This window comes from Sediminibacterium sp. TEGAF015 (assembly GCF_025997995.1).
In the GTDB taxonomy this organism is placed as follows: domain Bacteria; phylum Bacteroidota; class Bacteroidia; order Chitinophagales; family Chitinophagaceae; genus Sediminibacterium.
The window spans coordinates 2,964,496-2,989,089 of sequence record NZ_AP026683.1; the positions used below are offsets into that span (position 1 = coordinate 2,964,496).

At 38.4% G+C, this 24,594-nt stretch carries 18 protein-coding genes; 12 read left to right on the forward strand and 6 right to left on the reverse strand.

Annotated features, from left to right (window positions below):
- The first annotated feature begins 23 nt into the window (after positions 1–23).
- From TEGAF0_RS13210 to TEGAF0_RS13240, 7 genes are all read left to right on the forward strand, one after another.
- Positions 24–266, forward strand: a complete 243-nt coding sequence (locus tag TEGAF0_RS13210; protein ID WP_264898922.1) for a YtxH domain-containing protein — start codon at positions 24–26, stop codon at positions 264–266.
- Positions 267–268: 2 nt separating this feature from the next.
- Positions 269–607 (forward strand): phage holin family protein, encoded by a 339-nt coding sequence (locus tag TEGAF0_RS13215; protein ID WP_264898924.1) that lies wholly within the window; start codon positions 269–271, stop codon positions 605–607.
- Between the two features lie 70 nt (positions 608–677).
- The gene (locus TEGAF0_RS13220; RefSeq protein WP_264898926.1) at positions 678–941 is read left to right on the forward strand and encodes a hypothetical protein; all 264 of its coding nucleotides are present in this window, start codon (positions 678–680) and stop codon (positions 939–941) included.
- A gap of 54 nt (positions 942–995) precedes the next feature.
- On the forward strand, positions 996–2,501 hold the full coding sequence (gene atpD / locus TEGAF0_RS13225) for a F0F1 ATP synthase subunit beta (RefSeq protein WP_264898928.1): 1,506 nt from the start codon (positions 996–998) through the stop codon (positions 2,499–2,501).
- 42 nt (positions 2,502–2,543) lie between these two features.
- Positions 2,544–2,795, forward strand: a complete 252-nt coding sequence (gene atpC / locus TEGAF0_RS13230) for an ATP synthase F1 subunit epsilon (protein WP_264898930.1) — start codon at positions 2,544–2,546, stop codon at positions 2,793–2,795.
- A 164-nt stretch (positions 2,796–2,959) separates the two neighbouring features.
- Positions 2,960–3,172, forward strand: coding sequence for a type II toxin-antitoxin system Phd/YefM family antitoxin (locus TEGAF0_RS13235; protein WP_264898932.1), 213 nt, complete (start codon positions 2,960–2,962; stop codon positions 3,170–3,172).
- Positions 3,173–3,389: 217 nt separating this feature from the next.
- Positions 3,390–4,688, forward strand: a complete 1,299-nt coding sequence (locus tag TEGAF0_RS13240) for a Fic family protein (protein ID WP_264898934.1) — start codon at positions 3,390–3,392, stop codon at positions 4,686–4,688.
- A 57-nt stretch (positions 4,689–4,745) separates the two neighbouring features.
- Here the strand turns inward: TEGAF0_RS13240 and TEGAF0_RS13245 are convergent, their stop codons facing one another.
- Both TEGAF0_RS13245 and TEGAF0_RS13250 read right to left on the reverse strand, forming a co-directional pair.
- Positions 4,746–6,656, reverse strand: a complete 1,911-nt coding sequence (locus TEGAF0_RS13245) for an adenylate/guanylate cyclase domain-containing protein (RefSeq protein WP_264898935.1) — start codon at positions 6,654–6,656, stop codon at positions 4,746–4,748.
- Positions 6,657–6,673: 17 nt separating this feature from the next.
- The gene (locus TEGAF0_RS13250; protein WP_264898936.1) at positions 6,674–14,866 is read right to left on the reverse strand and encodes a LamG-like jellyroll fold domain-containing protein; all 8,193 of its coding nucleotides are present in this window, start codon (positions 14,864–14,866) and stop codon (positions 6,674–6,676) included.
- A 229-nt stretch (positions 14,867–15,095) separates the two neighbouring features.
- Here TEGAF0_RS13250 and TEGAF0_RS13255 point away from each other — a divergent pair, with 229 nt between their 5' ends.
- Entirely contained in the window at positions 15,096–15,674 is a 579-nt protein-coding gene (locus TEGAF0_RS13255) for an HD domain-containing protein (protein ID WP_264898937.1), read from the forward strand.
- Here TEGAF0_RS13255 and TEGAF0_RS13260 read toward each other — a convergent pair.
- Both TEGAF0_RS13260 and TEGAF0_RS13265 read right to left on the reverse strand, forming a co-directional pair.
- A complete protein-coding gene (locus TEGAF0_RS13260; RefSeq protein ID WP_264898938.1) occupies positions 15,657–16,118 on the reverse strand; it encodes a cyclic nucleotide-binding domain-containing protein in 462 nt (153 codons plus the stop codon). The genes TEGAF0_RS13255 and TEGAF0_RS13260 overlap by 18 nt on opposite strands.
- A 2-nt stretch (positions 16,119–16,120) precedes the next feature.
- On the reverse strand, positions 16,121–18,493 hold the full coding sequence (locus TEGAF0_RS13265; protein WP_264898940.1) for an MFS transporter: 2,373 nt from the start codon (positions 18,491–18,493) through the stop codon (positions 16,121–16,123).
- Positions 18,494–19,268: 775 nt separating this feature from the next.
- Between TEGAF0_RS13265 and TEGAF0_RS13270 the strand changes: the two genes are divergently transcribed.
- Together TEGAF0_RS13270 and TEGAF0_RS13275 are read left to right on the forward strand one after the other, a co-directional pair.
- A complete protein-coding gene (locus TEGAF0_RS13270) occupies positions 19,269–19,985 on the forward strand; it encodes a hypothetical protein (RefSeq protein WP_264898942.1) in 717 nt (238 codons plus the stop codon).
- 20 nt (positions 19,986–20,005) lie between these two features.
- Complete coding sequence (locus tag TEGAF0_RS13275; protein ID WP_264898944.1) at positions 20,006–20,572, forward strand: hypothetical protein; 567 nt, start codon at positions 20,006–20,008, stop codon at positions 20,570–20,572.
- A gap of 43 nt (positions 20,573–20,615) precedes the next feature.
- On the opposite strand, the gene TEGAF0_RS13280 is transcribed toward TEGAF0_RS13275, so the two are convergent.
- Positions 20,616–21,164, reverse strand: coding sequence for a YqgE/AlgH family protein (locus TEGAF0_RS13280; protein WP_264898946.1), 549 nt, complete (start codon positions 21,162–21,164; stop codon positions 20,616–20,618).
- A 124-nt stretch (positions 21,165–21,288) separates the two neighbouring features.
- Between TEGAF0_RS13280 and TEGAF0_RS13285 the strand changes: the two genes are divergently transcribed.
- Positions 21,289–22,614 carry a sensor histidine kinase gene (locus tag TEGAF0_RS13285; RefSeq protein WP_264898948.1) on the forward strand — a complete coding sequence of 442 codons (1,326 nt, stop codon included), beginning with the start codon at positions 21,289–21,291 and terminating at the stop codon, positions 22,612–22,614.
- Here TEGAF0_RS13285 and TEGAF0_RS13290 read toward each other — a convergent pair.
- Positions 22,601–23,917, reverse strand: a complete 1,317-nt coding sequence (locus TEGAF0_RS13290) for an S-adenosylmethionine:tRNA ribosyltransferase-isomerase (RefSeq protein WP_264898950.1) — start codon at positions 23,915–23,917, stop codon at positions 22,601–22,603. The two genes, TEGAF0_RS13285 and TEGAF0_RS13290, sit on opposite strands and share 14 nt — an antisense overlap.
- Positions 23,918–24,088: 171 nt before the next feature.
- Here TEGAF0_RS13290 and mraZ point away from each other — a divergent pair, with 171 nt between their 5' ends.
- Positions 24,089–24,592 carry a division/cell wall cluster transcriptional repressor MraZ gene (mraZ, locus tag TEGAF0_RS13295; RefSeq protein WP_264898952.1) on the forward strand — a complete coding sequence of 168 codons (504 nt, stop codon included), beginning with the start codon at positions 24,089–24,091 and terminating at the stop codon, positions 24,590–24,592.
- Positions 24,593–24,594: the final 2 nt, after the last annotated feature.

Here is a 24,594-nt window from a genome sequence, read left to right on the forward strand (position 1 = left end):
AACTTGTATCAAATGTATTATTTATGAGCGAGAACAATAAATTCATTTCCGGCTTATTACTGGGAGTGTTGGCTGGTTCAGCATTGGCTTTATACTTATCCTCCGATAAGGGAAAAGAATTATTGGCCAATATGAATATTGATACCGATGAAATACAGGAAGATATGCAGGAAACCTATGGCAAAGCCAAAGAGAATGTGGAAGAGCTGCTTGCCAAAGCCAAGCAGTTGGTTAAAGAATTAGAAAACAAAATTTCTGAAGCATAGCCATGTCAGATACCAATACTTTTTTTACCGACGCCAAACAAGAACTGGAAGATTATATCCTGAACAGAATCCTGTTGGCCAAAATGCAAGTGGCAGACAAAGTCAGCGACAAACTGGCTGCCGGTGCCTTGATGGGCATATTGGGTACTTTGTTTGTTTTTGCCCTTATTTTCGGTGGGATTATGGCTGCCTATTATTTAACCGACCTCACTGGTAGTTTGGTGAAGGGCTTCGGGTATGTGGCTGCATTTTTCCTGGGATTGGCCTTGGTAGTGCTGATTTTTCGAAAAGCCATTGCCTCTTCGGTTCGAAATTCTATAATCAAGAATCTTTTTAAATAGTACTCAATAAAATTACCGTCTCAAACTCACAATTAATCGCGTTTCCTTTACCAATTATATACTCTTAGCTATGTCTGTTTTTTCTACCCCCTCCATAAATAACCAGCAAGACCTCCAGAATGCCATCGCCCAGCTAAAAGGGCACCTGGCCAGTCAGGAGAAAGACCTGGGTGAGCGGGCGGCTAAAATCCCCCACCAACTCTTTAAAAAGGCTTCCGGAGCCATTGTTCCAGCGGTTTTAACCACGGCCAGCCTTGCCGGAGCATGGAATATTTTAAAACTGGTTCCCGTTGCTCAGTCCCTCTTTTCACTTTTCAAGAAAAAAAAGGCCTAGTTCCTTCGCCTTTTTTGTGCCTTACCCTTACCTTTGCGGCCAAATCAACCATTTATGGCAACAACAGGGAAGATTAAACAAATTATCGGTGCGGTTGTAGACGTTCATTTTCAGGACGATGCAGGACTACCTGAAATCTATAACGCTTTAGAAATAACCAAGGAAAATGGCGATAAGCTAGTTCTTGAAGTTCAGCAACACCTTGGTGAAGACAGTGTACGTACCATCGCAATGGACGGTACAGAAGGTTTAGTAAGGGGCATGGCTGTAGTAGATACAGGTAAGGCCATTGCTATGCCAGTTGGAGAAGGCATTAACGGTCGTTTGTTTAATGTAACTGGAGATGCAATTGATGGTCTTCCTCAGTTAGATAAGAGTAATGGTCGTCCTATCCACGCTAAGCCACCAAGCTTCGAAAACCTAAGTACTGCAACAGAAGTGTTGTTTACTGGTATTAAAGTTATCGACTTGATTGAGCCTTATGCAAAAGGTGGTAAGATCGGTTTGTTCGGTGGTGCGGGTGTAGGTAAAACCGTATTGATTCAGGAATTGATTAACAATATCGCGAAAGGTCACGGTGGTCTTTCTGTATTCGCTGGTGTGGGTGAACGTACGCGTGAGGGTAACGACTTATTGCGTGAGATGATTGAAGCGGGTATCATGAAATACGGTGATGGCTTTAAGCATAGCATGGAAGAAGGTGGATGGGATCTTTCTAAGGTTGACTTAGAAGGTCTAAAAGATTCTAAAGCAACTTTCGTGTTTGGTCAGATGAACGAACCTCCAGGGGCTCGTGCTCGTGTGGCTTTAAGTGGATTGACTATTGCGGAATACTTCCGTGATGGTGATGGTACTGGAAAAGGTAAGGACATCTTGTTCTTCGTTGATAATATCTTCCGTTTTACTCAGGCAGGTTCTGAAGTATCTGCGTTGTTAGGTCGTATGCCTTCAGCGGTAGGTTACCAGCCAACCCTTGCAACTGAAATGGGATTGATGCAAGAGCGTATCACTTCTACCAAGAATGGTTCTATCACTTCTGTACAGGCCGTTTACGTACCTGCGGATGACTTGACTGACCCTGCTCCTGCAACTACTTTCGCTCACTTGGATGCGACTACTGTATTAAGCCGTAAGATTGCCGACTTAGGTATCTATCCTGCGGTGGATCCATTGGATTCTACTTCTCGTATCCTTACGCCTGCTATTGTGGGTGAAGCGCACTACGAAACAGCTAACCGTGTGAAGTTGATTTTGCAGCGTTACAAGGAACTACAAGATATCATTGCTATCCTTGGTATGGATGAATTGAGCGAAGAAGATAAAATGACCGTACAGCGTGCTCGTAAAGTACAGCGTTTCTTATCTCAGCCTTTCCACGTAGCTGAACAGTTCACTGGTTTGAAAGGGGTTTTCGTTAGCATTGATGATACCATCAAAGGTTTCAACGCCATCATGGACGGTGAAGTGGATGAGTATCCTGAAGCAGCCTTCAACTTAGTAGGTACTTTGGATGATGCTATTGAGAAGGGTAAGAAAATGATTGAAGCAGCAAAAGGATAATTAGAGTAGAAAGGTTAATTTGAACTAGCTAAAGGGTAATTTATGATTCTTGAAATTTTAACACCTGAAAAAAAATTATACAGTGGGGAAGTGTACGGTGTACAGTTGCCTGGTATAAGTGGTTTATTCGAAATCCTTGATAAGCACGCTCCGTTGGTGAGTGCCTTGGGTAAGGGTAACCTGAAAATTTTGAAGGATAAAAAAGAAATAGAGAAATATTCTATCCAGAGCGGTTTTGTAGAGGTTTTGAATAATAAGGTTACTGTGCTTGTGGAAGGTGCCGTTCAGCTCTAGCGCGAGATAATCTCGATTCTAAAAATAAATATTTTGACAGCTCCTCAGTTTTGAGGGGCTGTTTTTTTGTGGGATTGTTCCACAAGGTGTTCCACTGAGGGGGAGGCCTTTATAGTTTTTTTGAAAAATGGCGGAAAAAATATACCAATAGTATTTCAAAATGAATGAAGAAGTATTTAGATGAAGTGACCAATTCATCGGACACTTTAATTGTGTCAAGAACAGCTGAAGAAGAGGCGGTTGTAATCCTCTCGCTAAAAGAATATAATTCTCTTACAGAAACAGGTCACTTATTGTCTACGGCTGCAAATAGAAACAGACTTCGTGAATCTATAGATCAAATAGAAAAAGGTCAAACAAGAAAATTTGATTTGTAGGTATGCATTTTGAATTCACTGAAAATGGATGGGAAAAAAGGCGTGGATCAAAAATGCATTATCCTTCAATGTCGGTTTCATTACGATTAAGTATTCCCTTGACTTAATTGAGTTTCATGTTTTGTGAAATTCATCAGAGAATTTCATTTTTGATGAAATTGCGAGAAATTGCAATAATCTCGCAATTTTTACTAATTTTATCCATATTTACTTTTACATGATTGAGAAAGCGCCTAATCATATTGAAGATAATGATACCATCGAGTTAATGGTAAGTTTGAATTTTGAGGGTTTGTTGAAGACTTTTCAAGATGATTATCTGTATTGGGATAAGATAAAATATAAATCGAAACCATATGATCCTGAGAAAGTATGGAAAGCGGTTAAGTTGCACAGACGTTTAAGAAGTACAAGTGTTTCTTTTGGAAATTATACATTCAGTTTTGTTGTAACTGATTTTATGCAGCGTGCGTTGCATCATTTTGATTTGAATATCGGAGGCAATTTAAGTAGTAATATAGGGATTGCTGAAACGGATAAAAACAAGTTTATTATTAGTTCAATAATGGAAGAAGCTATTTCTAGCAGTCAAATGGAAGGTGCAAATACAACTAGAAAGAAAGCAAAAGAAATGATTCAGCGAGAACAAAAGCCTACGAATAAATCTGAACAAATGATTCTGAATAATTTTATTACGATGAAACATATTGTTCAGCATAAAAATCAATCAGTAACATCAGATAGGATACTTGCATTGCATCAATTAATGGTTAAAGACACACTAGAGAAAAAAGAGGAAGAGGGCAAGTTTAGAAATTCCAATGATGTATTTGTTGTAGATCACAGTTCAAGTGAAGTGGTTCATCAACCTCCATCTTATGAAGAGCTGGAACTATTGATGAAAGATCTATGTGATTTTTGTAATGAAGAATCAGAATATTTTATTCATCCAATTATCAAAGGGTGTATCATACATTTTATGATAGGATGGATTCATCCTTTCGTAGATGGTAACGGTAGAACTGCTCGTGCATTATTTTATTGGTATATGCTAAAGCAGGGATACTGGCTCACAGAGTACTTATCTATTTCTCGGATCATAAAGGATACAAAAGCACAATACGAGAAATCATTTTTATATTCAGAAATAGATGGTAATGATTTGAGTTATTTTATAACCTATCATATTAAAACGCTGGAAAAATCTTTTGATGCACTAAAAGTTTATATCAATAAAAAGCAAAAAGAAGTCTTTCAAGCAGCACAGTTTATGTCTTTGCCAGGTGTAAACGAAAGAATGGCTCAAATTATTAAATTAATTCATGATGATCCTGAACGAATATTAAACATTAAAGAAATAGAATCAAGATTCAGTATTTCTAATTTTACAGCCAGAGCTGATTTGAATAGCTTAGTTAAATTTGGTTTCTTGGAAATCATTCAGGTTAATAAGAAAAAAAGAAATTATATCCGTGCAAAAAATTTTGAAAGTAGAATAAGGAAATTTACAGCATAAGTAAAAAAGCAACATTAAATAGCTTTATTTTCTTGAAAGAACTACATTTTCGTTTACTTAATCAATAAAATACATGTCTATATCCCCAACATTTTTGGCGTAAATTTTTCCTCGGTGAGTGCAGGAGTAGTCCAATTTAATTTGATTATAAATGGCCGAGGAAATATTGATTCTGCCTGGTTCGCCGTTGCTCTCTAATCTACTGGCGATGTTTACGGTGCTCCCCCATATATCATAAGCGTATTTCTTTTTACCTACCACGCCCGCTACCAATGGTCCTACATGAATTCCGATTCGTAAATCCCATCCGGGCAATCCTCTTTTTTGTCGCTGTTCATTATTCTGTTGTATCCATTCCTGCATTTCTATTCCGGCTTTTACAATATTGGCTACATGTCCTTCTTTTTCTACCGGAATACCCCCCGCACACATATAGGCATCCCCAATGGTTTTGATTTTTTCTAAATCGTACTTACCTACAATTTCATCAAATGCAACAAAGCAATTGTTTAGTTCCTTCACCAATTCCTGTGGGCTCATTTTTTCGGCATGTGCTGTGAAACCCTTGAAATCACTGAACAAAACACTTACCTCATTAAAATGTCTGGGCTCTGCTTCTCCAGTGGCTTGTAATTCTTTCGCTACTTCTGCAGGTAAAATATTCAAGAGCAATCCTTCAATTTCATCTTTTTGTTTATCTAATAATTTGTTGGTCTTTACTTTTCTTAAATAGTTGCGATAAGTAATGATAGCAATGATCAAGATTAAACAGAGTCCTATTAAAAATGCATTCTTGGCAAATTTTTGTCGCTTTATATTTTCTTCTTGTAACTGATTGTCCTTGGTTAATAAATCTACCTCACTTTGTTTTTTCTGTATTTCAAAATCGAATTGTAAGCTTCCTAATTTTCGGTCTGTTTCTATATTGTACAACGTATCTTTAATGGCTGCATACTTGTATTGATATACATATGCATTCTTGTAATCGCTGGTTTGATTATACACGCTAGCAAAAGACTCGTACACATTTTTTAATTCTCCAGAATACTGGTGTTTAAAAGCAATTTTTTCTGCTTCCTTTAAATGCACCAATGCCGCCGACCAATTCTTCATAGACATATTGGTTTTGGCCAAACCCATTAAGGATTGCACAATATCCAATGTGCCATTCAGTTTGCGGGCAATTTCTAATGCTTTTCGATGGTAATAAATCGCTAGGTTAAATTTTCTTTGCCGATCGTACACTTTGCCTAAGTTGTTATAGGCATAAGGGCTATTCTCTGAATCATTGAATGCTTTTACTGCTTTGTTAAAATAAAACAATGCCAGACTATCCTGATTTCTTACGTAATAGATTTCTCCTAAATTGGCGGCCGTGGTTCCGATTGATTCATTGTCTTTTAATTCTTCACTAATCGGCAGCGATTTTAAAAAATACGTCAATGCTTTATCGTGCGTTGCTGGCTTTTCAAAATAAACACCCCCAATATTATTTAGTGCCGATGAAATGCGGAGTTTATCTTTTGTCTTTTCTGCTAATTGTAAAGACTGTAAATAGTAGGTAAGTGCATTGGTTAAATCTTTCTGATTAAAATAAATGGCACCGATATTATTTAGAATATTGGATGTGCCTACTTCGTCTTTGATTGATTTAAATACTTCCAGTGATTGCTTCCAGTAATCTAAGGCTTCCACGTCTTTGCCCTGATAATAATAACCAATGCCAATATTTTTTAACGCATTGGCCAATCCTTCCCTATAATTAACAGCTGCTGCTAATTCTTTGGCTTGCGTGGCAATCTGTATGGCAGAGTCGGGCGCTTCGCTAAACTTGCTTTTACTCAAAGACAAAAGCAGGTTTACCCTGCTCGTGTCTTCTTTTGTAAAAATTTTATGACTGTCTTTTTGTGAATAGGCAATGGAAAAAGGTAATAATAATAGGACCAGTAAACTCCTTTTTATTGTCATATATTCTTTTCGCTTTATTACAATTTAATGAATTTAAGTGTTTCTATTCCGTGTTGGCTTACAAGTTTAATATAATGTACTCCTTTAGATAGTTTCGTTACTTCTACTTCAGCTCTATTCGGCGTTAATAGTCTGGTTCTGCTTTGTGGCTCTATTCTGCCTGCAGCATCAACTAATATAATTTGTTGCGTACTCGTTAAAGCATATTTAGACTCAACTACTATCTTTTCCCGTGCAGGATTCGGATACACTTTAGATTGATTAATGGGAACAATTAACTCTGCCAATGGAACTACTTTGGCTGTATTCACCACAGTAGCACCTGATACAGCACAATAGCCGCCTGGATCGGTTACGTTAACCACTGCTGTACAAGAGGATGTATTGCCAGCTGCATCTGTTAAGGTTAATGTAGTTGTCACTTGATTTCTATTGATCCAATTGGATGCACTACCATTGAGCAATGTAGCCGGATTGCTATTGTTAACCGCATCGTTTATAGCCGATCCCAATCCCTCACTAAATGTATAATTTAATACCAGGTTGGTTTGACTAGTTCCTTGCATGTCCAATGCAATTTCAAGTGGCGTCAAGGCTCTGCTATAGACTTTTACATCATCTATTGAACCCTCGTATTGAGATCGATATGTTGCGCCATTATCAGTGGTTTCGGCACCTACAAAGAACTTACTTGCTGGCGTGAACAATTGGTACCCATGAGAAGCAGTTGGGTTAAACGGATACGACTGGCCATTCATATAAAGCACTCCGCTGAAACCATCAAATGTAACCGCCACATAGGTCCAGGTATTCATAGGAACTACGGCCGGTGAAACAAAATCTGCATATCCACCCCAGAATGTTAATCGATTGCCGCTTTGTAAGCCAATAGCAAATAGTTCACCATTCGCATTACCACCATATACTGCTCCCTGACCATACCCTATAATGCCCCAGTTGTTGTGCATAACACTTGGATTGATCCAGGCACTAATGGTTCTTGCACTATTACCTAGTGGAAGATTGGCAGCATTATTCGTAACTACTACATCAGGGGTTTGGGTAAATTTCATGGCAGCATTACCTAGGTCTGAACAATAGAAAGTTGATTTACTCAAACTAGTTGTTACAATGCCTACATTATCGGTGCTGCCATTGTTCACCTGAGAAGGCGTAATCGTAGCCATTCCACTATTGTCTAATACAACGGTAATGGGTTGGCAGTTAACAGTTGGTGCAATATTATCTACTACTGTTATAGTTACATTACAGGTAGTCTGCACACCATTTGCGTTCGTGTTAATATAAGTATTGTTAGTTATTCCCAGTGGGAAGACGCTACCACTTGCAATACCAGCCGTTTGTTGTCTTACGCCCCCAATGTTGGGGATTTCCAAAATATGTCTCCAGTTATCAGATACTGGTACATCATTCCATCTGCCATTTGAATTGGGATCACCAATACCTATGATGGTTGCATCTTCCAGCCCAAGATAATTATTGGGTTCTTGGCCATAGATGAAGCTCCAATTGGTAAAGGTTACGGGTTCTCCATTTGCCCATACAAAGTTGCCTTCTGTAGCAATATCATTTAACCCTATCCAATAGGCACCTGAGGGAACATTACTCACTAAAAATTGGTTCTCAGTTGTTGAACCAATGGTAACCAAATGCCCACCTCGAGCGGTTGCATTTGTATTGGCAACATCAAAAGTACTTGGGCTATTAGACAGATAATAGGCACTTCCTTTGTGAACACCTATATAGGTATAACCCGGAAGGGTTGCACTCAATATGGGTCCGCAAGGAGTAGTGGTGGCTAATGGGATATTTACAACAGCTGTAGAACTATTGGCATCCGTACTAACACTAATATTGGCAGGGCAAGGTAGCGTTGGATTACATTCCACTGTAACGGTTTGAGTAGCAATAGCACTATTGCCAGCTGCATCGGTTACTTGTAAGGTTACAGGGTTTGCGCCAATATTTGCACTGGTGTAAACGATTTGTGATACGGTAGAAGCAGGAGGTTGTATACCAAATATTTCGTAAACATAGTTACAGTTTCCAGAATACCCTCCACCATATCGGATACCACCAATTTGTGGTATTTCGTCAAAATTGATATCCAATGCCAACACTCTTGATTGGATATTGTAATGCGTACCTAAGTGTTCTACAACAAAGGGAGATTTATTCCTTAAATAGAATCCATTAAACACACTACCCGCAGCCATAGAAACAGAAGAACTGTTATTGATTTCACTTGCAGGAATGGTTAATACTACATTTCCGGCAACGTCCAATATTTGTATATCATTCACTAATCCACCATGCACAATGAAAATTTCAGGACCTGCCCCAGGTACAATTGGATTATCAAATACTACTTGGTGATTTTGCGGAGTTACATCTCCACAATCTTGAAACGCCGTGCCTATATCAAAATCTCCCAATACTCTTAAAGCAGCAGATTCACTCATGGCGTTAGCAGATAAATCCCAGAAGCGATTGGCCTGACCTCCCGGTACTGGGTTTGCTGTAAGGGTTGATAACACAAGGGTAGACCTTATTGCATTCGCTGGAGTAATGGTTTTCTGTTGCCCATTGTGCGTATACGTTAATCCAGTAATACTTCTTCCCGCAATTGTACCACTATTTACAGTGGTAACTCTTTGGCCATTGTTATTGGCACCAGGAAGTAAGAAACTATAAGTTAATGGTCCTCCAAAATTATCAAAACTTCCATTGTTTACTTGTGTAGCCGTAACCGTAGCAGTTCCTGTTCCATCTAAGGTAACCGTAACCGGTTGAGCAATGGCAGTGGGGGCAATAATGTCCTTGCCAGTTACCGTTATGATTTGTGAAACCGAACTTGTGTTACCTGCAGGATCGGTTGCTTTATAAGTCCTTCTAATTTCATAAGCACCAGTTGCGGACGCAGCTGTACTTGCATCCGATTCGTGCACCACTGTTGCCGTACAATTATCTCTAGCATATACCTGTGTTGGATCAGGAGGTGGAACCAAGTTGGAAGTGGCTACTGTTATGCTATCTAAATTACCACCATATCTATAATATAAAGTTACCGTACCGCCTTGCCAGAATCCTTCCCATCCAGGATAGCCAATGAAATACATTTTCAAGGTATTTTGTCCGCCATATACATAGTTGGGGAAGATACCGTTGAAACTAATGGTATGCGTGGTTGAATAATGTTGTAAGATGCCATACCCGATATACGTATCAGCTATATGAATTCTTGCGTCACCCCCTGAATAGCCCCATCCCTGATCAACCGCTGTAAATACCACTTTCGCTCCAGTAACAACGGATCCCGCAGGTAGTGGATCAGTGAAGTATTTGATCAGAGGAGCCCATGAGGAATTAGGCGTACTACCTCCCGATGGGAAAAATATATCTGAAGATTTCGTTGGACCAGAAAGTATAACAGGTGCTTCCGTATCTACAACTGTTACTTGCTGATTGGCACGAACCGTATCCCCAGCAGCATTGATAACCGTCCAGGTAAATATAGTAGTTCCTACAGGGAATACACCTGGAGCATTATTCGTAGTACTGGTTATAGCACTTGTACTATTGGAAATGACTGGGTTATTAATAGGTACCCAAGCAGAACACAATCCTGGTGAATTGTTCACAGTTACAGGGGCTGATGGAGTAACCGTAAAGGCTGAAGTTCCTATAGTTAGCTTTCCGTCTGTTTGTTCTATTATATAGTTGGATGGTCTTGTTGGATCTGAAATAATTTCATAATCACTTCCTAATAATCCTGTATAGAAATCAACCGGAGGCGGAGCTATTAAATTGAGTTGGGTAGTTACCGTATAATTTCCACCCGTTAATGTATTGATATCTCTTACTGCTCCTGTACCATCTTTAACCACATAGCTAGCCGGACCTGCAATTACATTTGCAGCAGAATCGCTGTACTGGTATCCACTAATAGAGTAGGTGAAGCTTGGTATTGTACCTGCATTTACAGTGGTGTCTTTGGTTACCACTTTTAGGGTGGCAGGTGTAATATTTAGAATACCTGTTTCATAAGTGATTTCAAAATTTTCTGCCATTAATGCGGCTGGAACAATGAAGTGTTGACCTACCGTGGTACCTGTAATCATGCTAACCGCTTTGAATGCTTCAATTGGATCTTGCATAAGTGTTTCATCTCTGTTGAAATCAACATCGGTTTGATCTATAATAACAGCCACTTTGATATTGCTGGTATCCGATTCACCTGCTACTGTATTCGCATTCACAATAGCCCTACTGTTCACGTCTGCAATGGTGTTTACAATGGCTCTGCTATTTGCCAATGGCTCACCGCTATAGGTTCCATTTACAATTGCTCTTGAATTTACAATGGCTCTGCTATTCACAATGGCTCTTGAATTCACAATCGCTCTTGAATTTACGATGGCTCTACTACTGGTTAAAGTAGATGAGGATGTTTGCGTGGATTCATCATAGTTAAAGTCTAGCACTACTGAAGCAGGCACATCAATTACTTTCGTAGTATCTTTTACAATGGTGGTATCGTAAACAGGTACATTGTTCACAATGGCTCTGGAGTTTACGATGGCTCTAGAGTTTACAATGGCTCTTGAATTCACTATCGCTCTACTACTTACCAATACGCCCATATTCACAATGGCTCTGGAGTTTACGATGGCTCTTGAATTCACGATAGCTCTGGAATCTACCAATGCAATTACGCTGGTATCTAAAATGGCATCATGCGATTGTTTCAATGAACTGGTTAAATTATTTTTCACTGAGGCATTGATGGTGGCCTCTGGGTCAATAACATAATTGAATTGTATATTGCTAATTCTATCTCCGTACACCAAGGTTTTATCTTGTGGTGTTACTTTGATATTTAATTTTTTAATTTGTAAAGTGCCATCTACAAATTCATAATTGTACAATTCTAATAGCGCCATATCTGCAGGAGATAAGTTGGCACTATTAAAAGGAGAAACGGGTTTAATATAATATTTACCCACATTTGTCATATCCGTAGCGGGTGTGCTGAATTGCAAATTGTTCAACTTTAATGCAGCAAGCGTTAGATTGGTTGAATCCAACGAAACCCCATCTACCCTTACTTTAAATGTGAACGTTGGCAATGCTTCACCGTATTTTTTCACTTTGTTGTCTGCAATGACCCTAATGGTTTTTTTAGGAATATCAAAGAATCTCAGTGTGTCGGAACCGCCTCCATCCAATTGGCTGATTGAAACCGAAGGAGTAAAGAGTTGAATGCTTGGATTCCCCCCTGTGTACGCTGGAATTTGCGCAGTTACCGTATTCTCATCTATAAAGTTGGTAGGGATTTCTACACCTCTGAATTTAATTTTGGTTTCCCTGGTTAGGTTTTCACCCTTTACTCTTAACCTTGATAGCGACACAAAATTGGAATCTCCCATTGATTCTAACTTGGTTAGTTTAGGGGTAGGCTTTGCAAAGGTTTTGAGCATAGCATCTGCCTGAATTAATCCTGCACCAGAGGCATATGCCTGACTGCCCCCATACATGGGATAGGCTGTACTCTGCATAATATTTTTGATATCCGCAGGAGTGATGCTTTGATTGGAGAATTTTTGTTTGGCTTCAATTAATAATGCCACAGCACCCGCAACGTGTGGAGCAGCAGCCGAAGTGCCAAAGAAATTAGGGAATCCATCTCCATCAATATTCTGTCCACCCATATTTACGGTGGTATTTACTCCATTGGGAGCAGCAATATCAGGTTTGTTTCTGTTTACATTATTTACCATGATGCCTCCTCTGGAAGAAAACGAAGCAACAGTAGGTACCCCTCCATACTGTGGGGTATTGGTAAATAATACAGCACCTACAGAAATAGCTCCCGCTGCATTAGCCTGTCCAACGATGGTTCCTTTACCTGATCCCGTAATTGGTTCAAGTACCGCTTCGCCTCTGAAAATAATATACTTGAATTTTACATTGCTGCCTGCTGTTTTGGTTACTAGGATATTGGTTTCTGTATTTTCATTTACAGTGAAAGGCAATACTTCAATTGGGTCTCCATTGATATTATTTCGGTTGAATCCAAACAAAGTAGAGCCGTCATTATTGGCTAAATAAATATCCAAATCGGTTTGTGCACCATTGTTTCCGCCCAACGAATACACATTGTCTTCCCACTGCAATACAATGGTATAGGTTCCAGGAACCAATGTGAGTTTTTGATAAATGGAACTTCCAAAATTATGTGCTTGACCTGCCGTTCCTATGGGTGGTGTGGTAGGTGAAAAAGTGTTTTCATACGATTTGCTACCATAGTTGCCTGCGGCAGAAATATAAGTAACACCTGCAGCGGCCACTTGATCTACCGCTTTAGCTACAATCCCATCTTTAAAAAAGGGCTCTGTGATATAAGTAATATCATCCACAATAATATTGCATCCATTGTTGGCTAAATCTTTAATGCCTTGTGCAAAATCTCCGGGACTAATGAATCCGGTTCTAAAAGCCAGTGAAGATTTGGGAGCGATATCATGAATAATTTGCAACATCGCTCTTCCTTCATCCGATTTTTTACTAAAAGGATAATCTAATAAAACCTGCACCGGAGTTGTGTTTCCGTTGGGATTATTTACGCCGGGTAAATCCCCATTCACTACATCTGCTAGTGCCGGATCATTTGGAATGGTATTATAACTATCGGAAAGTACCCCAATTTTTACCCCACTGCCTTCCACTTTAAAACCCGACTTCGCCATATTAGAACGAATAGCGGAAACACCCTGAGAAGTAGTTAAACCCGATTTGGTTAAGGGTTGATACAAGGGTCTTGAAAAACGAAGTAACGATGTTTGTTGATTTAAATTTAATAGATTGTTGATGGGCAATGATCCCGTAATGGTTAAAGAGCCTGTACCATTGTTAACGGTATTACTCAATCCCTGACTCTGTAAATAGGTTAACAATGCAGCTTCTTGTCCTTCTATAGCTACCGCTTCAATAGTTACATTGGTATTGTCAATGGTAAAAATATTATTAGCTGGAATACTAGTAATAGGTCCAACATTGGTTGTTAACTGTGTAAGTTCTGCCCCAATTAAGTCAGTGGTTTTTCCTGTTTCGGGAGGCGGATAATACGGTGAGATATTATTGGGATCAAATTTTAATGGGGCATAAACAATTTCAGTATTGTTTTCAATAATGATTTTATTGCCACACCAAATAGCTCCAATGAATCTGGAAGTGCCTCCTTTTTCAATAGACTTGATTTTTATTTTCCCATAAGGAACCCAAACAGTTCCCATCCAAATTGTTCCAGATCCTGTGGTTTCATTAGATAGAAAGAAGGCATTGTTTTCATCGTCCCCGTCATTGTCTGTTGAGCTGGAAGAATGAACTTCTGTGAAAATTCTTTTGGCGCTTCCTCCATTAATGGCACTGGTGCTAATATTTTTTAATTGTATTTTCTCGGTGACGAATATCCTGAAATGTCCAGTAGGGGCATTGTTGAAATTATAGACAATATTTACTTTCCCACTTCCCTTACTGGTAATGGATTTAAAAGTATAGGTGCCCACTCCATTTAAGGTTAAGGTTTGTCCGCTATTTAAATTGACATTTCCGTAATTTCCTGGGGATAAACTAATAGAACTGTTGGTACTTCCTGCGCCAGCTGTGTAATAATTGATTACGGGTAGTACAGGAAATAAGGGTAATACTAAATTGCTTCTGGTAATGCCACCAGTGGGAGTAGGACCGCTATAACTGGAGCCGGTGGATTGTTTCACAGCACCCTGAACAGTGCTTCCTTCATTGGTGAGCTTAATATTACCATTGATATGTAAATTCCCTTTGATCTTGATTCCTTTGTCTCCTTTTAGTATTTCACCATTTTCCTTTTTATAGTTATTCGCACTAATATCGCCTTCAATCGTTATCTCTTTGTCTAAGTCAATGGTACTTCTACTGAATAGATTGGCGGTAATGGTTGAGCCTTTTTTTAGATTGATACTCTCTTTACTCCCAATATTCCCCTTGGTGGCTGTATCCGGTTTAATAGACGTTTTGTCGTTCAGCTTTAATTCCTTGGCACTGTAAATGACAAAGTCTTTCATCTGGAGTTGCTGGACTTGGGCGGATAGTTGTACTGATGGCAATAATAATATACCGACAAACAGTACTAAAAGGCTATTTTTCATTAGCTTAGATTTAGATTAAAATGACCAATAGGCATAAGCCTATATGCATTATATTCACAATACGAAATAGTAAACCTCGGGTGGGAATTTTAATAGATATTGGATAAACTCGGGGGACACAAGGGGGCTGACGCACAAAGTCTGGGGTATAAGCTATGAAGAATAAGTGACAAAGCCTAAAGAAAAGTTAATATAAATCCTGTTTTTAATCTTTTTTTAATACTATCGCATGCCTGAATATTTTAAAGCAGAGCAGCAAATTCTGCAAAAACTGCAAGAATACTTATCTGCAGATTTACTTTACCATAGCTATTATCATACCCTTGATGTATTAAATGCTGCCATGCTTATTGCAGAGGATGAAAAGATTTCAAACGAAGATATTAGTTTGCTCAGAGTTGCCATTGCCTATCATGATGCGGGATTTTTAGAAATCTATAAAGGACATGAATTAAAGAGTTGTGAATATGCCAGAGCTGATTTGCCTAAATGGGACTTTTCTACAGAACAGATAGATACCATTTGTGGTATCATTATGGCAACCCAGATACCCCAAAGTCCTACTACCCAATTACAAAAAATTATTGCAGATGCAGATCTGGATTATCTGGGCAGAGAAGAGTATTTTCATATTGCACATAAATTATTCACGGAGTTAGCTGCCCATCATATGATTGGCGAAGAGGCTGAGTGGCATACCCTGCAACAATCTTTCATGGAATCACATGACTATTTTACGCCGTTTAGTAAACAGCATCGCAATCCTCAGAAGAAAATTAATCTTGAAAAATTAAGAGGGCTTCGATAATTCAAAAATTTTATGATTGGCATCCCTCAGTCGCTTGCATAAATTTTGCATAACCGCTTTCATAACTTCGGGTCTAAAATCAATCAAATCGAAAAAGGGTTCTTGGTCTATTTTGTATAAAATGCATTCTTTTTCTGAAGTAACGGTTGCTGAGCGGGTTTCTGTATCTAATAAAGAAAGTTCTCCAAAATAATTCTGCTCTTTTAATACGGCTAATGTCTGATTCCCCTTATGCACTCTTACCTGTCCCTGGAAAATAATATACATACAGTTCCCTATCTCCCCTTCGGTTACTATATTAATACCAGGCTCAAAGGTTTGCTCTTCCATTAGGTGAGCAATTTCGGCTAAAATGGATTCGGGTGTTTCTGAAAAAATAGAAACGGCTTTCAATAACAATACGCGTTCAATTAAAATAAGGCGTTCATGTCTTTTCTCTTTCATTGCTATTGAGTATGAATTTGTTGATGAAATAGGTATGCTGCCGTATTTTTTAATACTTCACTTTTTGCTACAGTAAAGGGTTGTATAAATGCGGGTTCTAAAAAGTTATTTTTTAAGTTGATGCTGTACAATACACAGGCTTTGGTCCAGCTATTGTAATGGTAGTTAACATCGTATAAAATATTTTTTCCGATGGTTACTTCCGATGTTGGATAAAAATGAAAACGCTGTTCCAACTGAAGACATTTGTCTTCGAGCGAAGAATTTTCAAATAACAAAGAGAACAAACTGCCTGATTCATTATTTACCTCCATTTGTACCAATTCTAATGCGTTTGCAACGGTTTCTTTGGTTCCAATGGTAAGTCCTGTTTTGATTTTTAAAATCGTTTCCCGATCGTAGAGATTATACATCCAGTACAGACATTTATTACGGATATTTTTTAATTCTAATTCTAAGGCAGCTGGTAATACACTGTTTTGGGAATCAATATATTTGATTTGGAAAAGGATTTCAACAGCTGCTTTTAAAAGTTCTTCTATTTCGCTGTTGATTTCCTCTGCTGTTCTGCTGCTATTGTTGTCAATAGTGAAGAGTGCTTGTATGATTGCGTCGTTGTTTTCAGTAAATTCATCTAAAAGTTTTTCTAGTAGGTTTTTAGACGATAGGCTATTGATCTTCCCCAATAAATTAATTAGTTTTCTAGATTTGGCCCCGTAACAATCGGACGCTAATAACAAAGATTGAAAATGAGGGATTGAAGCATCTCCGATTTTATCGAGTGATTCAATGATTTGATTGTCATTTTTATCGTGCTTGAAATCGTCGATTAGTTTAATAATGATTGCCTGGGTACCCAATGAAGCACCTGCATTCCTGGCAGCTTCTTTTATGTCTCTATCTGGGTGATTCATCAACTCAATTACCTTATGCTCAAAGTCTAACAACTTTAATTTGCCGATGATTTTAAGTGCGTTTACCTTGTTGTCTTTAGGATAAAAGTGGAGTTGTTGATACAGAACCGATTCAACTTCCGAGGGATTATTTTTGCTAAGGTTGGGTAAGCTGGATAAAATTGCCTGATAAGCAATATTGGCATTGGGATGTGCAATGAAATCCTGAAAATTGAAATTTTTATCAAGAATAGAGATGGTGTTGATTAGTTCCGACTTTACCAATTCCTCATGCGGGTCATTGAGAATATTTTTTAAATAAGGTAATAAACTAGTCTCGTGGAAGTGTTGAATATGTTCTAGTGTAAGCATTTGAACATGTTCTGAAGGATGATTCAATCCAGCAATATAAAACGAGTGTTTTTCAATGGTTTGCGCTGTTACTAGTTTTAGTACGGATATGGCTTCAGATTCTGAGCCAGACTTTAATTTATTTAGCAAATAATCAATGGTGTCTCTGTCTGAAATCTCGAGGTCTCTTGCCGAAAGGCTTCTTTTGATAATAGCGGTCTGTAAGGTTTTGAGATAGTCTTGCTCCACCGACCAAGTGAAGAAAGCCCAAAGCAAAATCAAGCTTATCAATACATTGTTGAGGTATTCAAAATTGAAAATAGAAGAAGTGGAAGTGAATAAAACTAAGATGATGCCAGAAACCAGAAACGCGAAGGGATCCATTAATCCTTTAATGATGGTATGTCCATTTAATCTTTGGTGAACAGGGAGCGGTTGTAGTATGGAAAGTAATACCGGCGTTTGAATGGCAGATCGCAATACATCGGTGATTACAATCAATACACCAAAAAGATAGAAAGTAAAATGTTGAATTTGAAATACCCAGATCACAAATAGTCCAGTGAAACAAATCACGAATAAAATGAGGGGCGATACCATTAAGGCATTCCGCAATCCCATTTTATCTACCATTTTATTGGCAAAAGCAATTTTAATGATTAAAGTAACCAATCGGGTTACGCCAAAGAAAATCGCAAAAAAACTAACCAGCGATTTGTCCGTTTTAAAAGCTGACTTTACGTAACCATAAAAAATAAAGTTTACGATTAAATAAATAGCAAAAGAGAAAAAAGAGACAATAGCGATTTTGCGAATCAGGCGGTTTCCTGCCAGGGCAGATTGAATATTTTTAATGCTATGCGTGGTATGGATCTTATGATCGTGAAGCTGCAAATGTTTCAGGGTAGAAAAGTTGAACAGCTTGTTCAATAGCAAAAGGGAGGTAGCAGATAGCGCGGCGGCTACAATTAATAAGTTTTCCGTTCCAATAAAAGGGATGATTAGATAGGCAGAGAAATAGCCAATCATTTTAGCAGGAATATCTCCTGCACTAATAACCCCAAACAATCTTTTACTCTGTCTTACATCAAATATTTGCGCGGCTAGCCCCCAGAATTCTAAGTTGTTCAATAGGTATAGAATATTGAATGAAGCTAGAAAAAGGTAGAGATACCAGGATTCTAATTTAAAATAAATATGGCCTACCCTAAATAGGACGATCAAAATTGTGTTAATGGAGACAACCAGAAAAATGAGCTTCTTGAGTTTATAGCGGTGCTCCATATTATGGTATAGCAATCCAATGCCCCATAATAAAAAAGAACTTAGAATATAAACCTTGGGTAAACTATTGGCTTGCAATTGATTTAGGAAAATAGAAATAGCTGCAGTAAAAAATAGTGCTATGGCAGAGCCTTGGAAAAATTCGAAAATGAATAAGTTTTGAACCAGTTTGCTTTCCGACTCTCTAACCTGAATAAAATTTAAAATGGACCGTCTTAACTTCAAAATACAATGGATTATGCTTAAAGATATCGCAAAATTTAGGCAAAAAATGGCCTTTTTGGGGTGCTAAACTGCTTAAAATTAGATAAATAGGCTGTTGGTGGGGTATTGCTTGACCGTTAAATCACGGTCTTTATCTAGTAATAGTACGCTAGAATACTTGATATTAATTTCTTTTATTGTATCATAAGTATCATCATTATGATTCAATTGCTCTTTCGTGTTTTCATAGCTAAAATTCTAGCACCGTTAAATAACTTGGTTTTTAGGATAGAACTGCCTTTTCGTTTACTTGGCCTTATTGGTTCCTTCGTACTGTTCAGAACAAAACCTTGTTGCAACAAGTCGAATTATTCCGATGTCGAATTTTTAAGTTCGGAAACAACCTAATACGTAAATCATGAAAACGATTTTTAAATTAAGATTTCTAATGATGGTTCTCCTAGTGGGATCATTTATGGCTTGTAAGAAAAATGATGCTCCCCCGGAGAAGCTTACTACAAGTGAAATGGCGAAAAAACTTTACACCCAAAAGGATTTTGTTGATTTTGCTGGGTCCTTTGCTAAGAATTTCAAGTATCTGACTGATTATTATCAGACGCCTGCATTATTGAATAACAAAGCGTCCTTCGTACAGGAAATAAAGTCAGCAGGAAATAATGAGTTCCTTGTTGAAGCAGCTCATGTTAAATATGGAATGAGTTTTAAAGAAATAATTCTTCGTAAAAGTTTACTTGATGAAACCATTCTAAAGTTGTACAATGATCAGCCTGATTTATTGAATTATACTGAAAATGAGTTCTGGTCTATCATTCTGCAAAGTGTTAGTTTATTAAAAGGGTCAAAGAGCAACAATACTTTTCGATCCAATAGTCTTATTATAAAAAGTACTGCAATAACTGCAGATGAAATCTGGGACTGTTTAAAAGAAGCCGTTGGCCTTGGTGCTGGAAGTATGCTCGGCATTGCTGGTTTGCATGCATTAGCACAAAAGAAAGGCATTCAAAAGGTAGTGACAACTTTTGCGGCATTTATGGCGAGGAACATGGGTTACATTGGTTTGGCTATTACGGTAATTGATTTTTCTTCTTGTATGTATAAAGAGTCAATGGATTAACCAACAAAAAAACTCAACTCATGGAAAATCAATCAAAGAAAATGTTGCTGATTATATTTCTGCTACTGCATGGTATTGTAATCAATTTTATTTTGTTCCCAATTCTTTATTTGTTTTCAGAATGGAATAATCTCAATTGTTTAACGCTAAGTGAATGGGTAAAGTCCATCTGTATTAATCTTTTGACCTGGCAATTTTTATACTATATCTCTAAAAGAAATTCAGGTAATGGCAATAATATTCAATTAATTAAAAATTTAAAAAAGTTTCCAGTTCTCGTGCTATTGCATCGGAAAATATTGAAGCTGTTTGCAAATGCTTTCTTTAGACGCGTAATGCTAAACGCAACCATCATCTCGATTATACTTCTGAATTTTTTATTTCCTGTAATCGCAACGCTGTTTTTCAATTTCAGCATTGATTTTACCTATTCCTGTATTTGGTTTATCACCTTCCAGCTTTCCTTCTTACTGTTTTATTATTTGCAGAAGTATTTTCCAGAGGATGGCGATGATAAAGAATATAAATTCCAATCGCCATGGTTTATAGACGAAATCATTGGTCAATTCTATACCAGTAAAGTCTGATTTTCGTAATCGGAGATATTGCCTATCAATGTCTCCGATTATTTTAATTCAACTGTGGATCAATAGGGTAGTTCGTCATTTGCGCGTATTCGCCTCCCAGCTGTTGTAAGCTGCGTTTCCAGATTTGATGTGACTCGTCAATAAATAGTATGCCCGGATCAGCCTGTGTAAGGATCCAACTTTTCTCATCAATCTCTTCTTGTAATTGTCCGCTGCTCCATCCACTATACCCAATGAAAAAGCGAATTTGATTTTCTGTAATTTCTTTATTGTGTAAAGCTGCAACAGCTACATCAAAATCGCCACCCCAATATATCCCTTTGGTAATTTCTATTCCCTCCTGAATAATATCGGGTCTGCGATGTATAAAGTGCAGGGTGTGTTGCTCTACAGGGCCGCCTTCAAATACAGGCAATGCTAATCCCTCCGCCATTTCTACTAAATCTCCCAGGTATTGATTGGTCTTTTTGTTGAGAATAAAACCAACATCGCCCTCCTCATTGTGTTCGCAGATTAACACGGCGGTTCTGATAAAATTTGGGTCCTTTAAAAACGGATCCGACAATAATAATATTCCTTTATTTAGCTCCATTGTTATACAAAAGATAAGAATAATATTTATTTTTCATAGCAATTGTTAAAAATTCTCGTTAAAAAAGTCTGGCTTGGGGTAGATACCTGCGGGTCTGGATATTTTCAATATATATTTGCTCCGCATGAAGAGAACTTTTCCCATTATTGTTGTTTTGATTTCACTTTCACTCTGCGGCTTATTCCTGTTGCAGGCCTCCTGGTTTGATAACCTAATGGAAGTAACCAGGACGCAGTTGATTGAGAAAATAAATATGGTGGGGGTTAATGTTGCGGATGACATTGGTAAGTCTACTCGTTCTTCGCAACCGCTTCGTTTAAACAGAAGAGGTGGATTGTTACTCGGCACCGAATTACAAATTAAACTATTTCGTCAGCCTACCGTTGAAGAGCGATTCACGATGGAAGAAGTAAGAGAAAAAATTTCCAAAGAATTTCAGCGGGTTAAACTAAATAACCTGAAGTTTGAATTTGCTATTTCTGATGTAGAGGGCGACTATGAATTTTATTCTACCGGATACGAACAGGAATTCTGGGATACAATCAATAACAAACGCAATTATTATCCGATTCTTAGGGAAACAGATAATCTGGCTTTGAATGAAGCCAATGAACTGTTGATAATCATAGTACCAGACCTTGCCAATCAAGTTTGGTATTCACTTCGTTGGATTTTAGTGGGAGCGGTCACCTTCTTTCTCATTATTCTAGCGGCTTTCTATGTAACGGTAAAGACCTTATTGAATCAGAAAAAATTATCTCAGATTAAATCTGACTTCATTAATAATATGACCCATGAGTTTAAGACGCCACTGGCTACCATTTCGCTGGCAGTGGATGCGCTCAAAAGTCCTAAAGTGCAAGCAAATCCAGAAAAGGGAGCTTATTTTACGAATATTATTAAGGAAGAAAACATCCGCATGAACAAACATGTGGAAACGATTCTGCAGGCAGCTTTTCTAGAAAAGCAGGAGTTGAATCTGAATTTGTCTAAAGTGTCTGTACACGAAATGGTTCGTGAAGTGGCTGGCACTTTTGAATTGCAGCTTCAGGATAAAAATGGTCAGATTGATTTTCTCCTAAATGCATCTCATGATGCCATCAGTGCAGATAATACGCATTTCAGAAACATGATTTCGAATCTGATTGACAACGCCATTAAATATTCTCAGGACCCTGTACGCATTGTAGTTTCTTCGCACAGCACCAAGAATTATTTTGTAATGCGTATCCAAGACAATGGGATTGGTATGAACAAAGAATCGGTGAAAAGAATTTTCGAGAAATTCTATCGTGCTCATACCGGCAACCTACACAATGTAAAAGGCTTTGGGCTCGGCATGAGCTATGTAAAAACGGTGATTGATGCCCACAAGGGTAAAATAAAAGTGGACAGTGCAATTGGCAAGGGAACTTCCTTTACCATTGAAGTGCCACTTATGCAAGATTAGTCTTGTGGTTGTTGATCCAAAGCAGCGACCCGTCTCCATAAGAAAGGAAACGATAGTCATGTGTTAATGCATATTCATAAATGCGTCTCCATTCCTCTCCAACAATAGCTGATATCAATAATAACAAAGTGCTTTGTGGTTGATGAAAATTAGTAACCAACGCGCTAATGATTCTGAATGTATATCCGGGTGCTATGATGATTTGGGTTTTGGTAATGATTCTGTCTGCATTGTTTTTTTTCATCCATTCTAATAAAGCTCTTAATGATTCTTCAGCTGAAAATACTTTCGAAGTATTTTTTCCTTCTTTATTATTTTTTCCATCATATCTATCGGCATCGCCATAAGGTTCCCACTGCGAAACTTGCAAATCTGCTGCAGCCAAAGAAGGATTGTGAATGGTCTTAACGCCAATCCAATATAGGCTTTCCAGTGTACGTAGCGATGTTGTTCCCACTGCTATAATACCAGAGGAAACATGCGCTAACAATTGTTCAATCGTGCTACGATTCACATCTATGAATTCTGCATGCATCTCGTGATCCTTCATCTGTGCGGCTTTCACGGGTTTGAATGTGCCGGCTCCCACATGCAGGGTTACATATCCTTTGTAAATCTGTTTTTTCTCTAATTGTGAGAATACATGTTGGGTAAAATGCAGACCGGCTGTGGGCGCAGCAACAGATCCATCGTGCTTTGCATAAATGGTCTGGTATCTTTCTTTATCTGCTTCTTCTGTTTCTCTGTTTAAGTAGGGTGGAAGGGGAATGTCTCCTGCTAAATGCAGCACCTCTGCAAAGCTTAGTGCTGCTGGTTCCCAGCTAAATTCAATAATGAAACAATCGCTAAGTATTTCTACCTTATTGGCAATGATTTTTAACGGTTTTTGGGGGGGATTGGAACCGTCTATTGATAAAGCCTCCGTTGTAAAATGCAAAGCCCCTTCTTTCCATTTTTTTGCTCCTCCTACCAAACATTTCCATTGCACAGAACCCTTTTGTAGCATGGCTGTGGTAATATCTGCATAATGATCTGCAGGCTCTAAACAGAAGAGTTCAATAAGACCGCCCGTGGGTTTTTGAAATAGCAATCTGGCTTCTACAACCTTGGTATCATTGAATACCAACAAACTACCCTGGGGGAGTTCTTCCGCTATGTTTGCATAGATTGACTCTCTAATCTCAGTTCCTCCGTAAATCAGCAGCTTGCTCTGATCCCGCTGTTTCAGCGGATATTTAGCGATTTTCTCGTTTGGAAGGTCGTAGTTAAAGTCTTCTATATGCAGTAATGACGGGTGTTTCATACGATTTTCATTGTTATTCACGGCTTATCCACAGCAATTCACAGGTTATACAGTGCCTCTTATGCCATTTCGTCTGGAATGCAATATAGTAAAGGATTGCAGCGCCTTAAATCTTGTGGATAAATACAGGACCCCCATTTTTGGGTTAAAAGTGGGAAAAAGTGTTATTTTGTGTCAACAAGTGGTAAACTTGGAAATATTTATTCACTTATGATCGGATTTCACGGAGAATATGAAGCAACAGTAGACGCCAAAGGGCGTTTCCTCCTTCCGGGCGGGCTGAGAAAGCAATTGCCTGAAGGAGAGTCGCGCTTTATTCTGGGTCGTGGTTTCGAAAAATGCCTCACCCTGTATCCGATCAAAAGTTGGGAACTCATTATTTCTAAGATTAGCCAGTTAAATGATTTTGATCCAAAAGTACGTCAATTCAGACGTCAGTTTTTGGGAGGTGCTACCGAGATTGAACTAGATGCAGCCGGCAGAATGTTGTTGCCTGCTTCATTAAAAGAATTCGCGGGCCTTTCCAAAGACATTGTACTTGCTGCCGCTATGGACCGTTTTGAAATCTGGGATGCAGCGAAGTACAAACAGCTCTTTGAGGATTTCTCAGCGGAGGCTTTCAGTAGCCTGGCGCAGGAAGTGATGGCAGAAGCAGATAAAAAACAAGATAAATAATA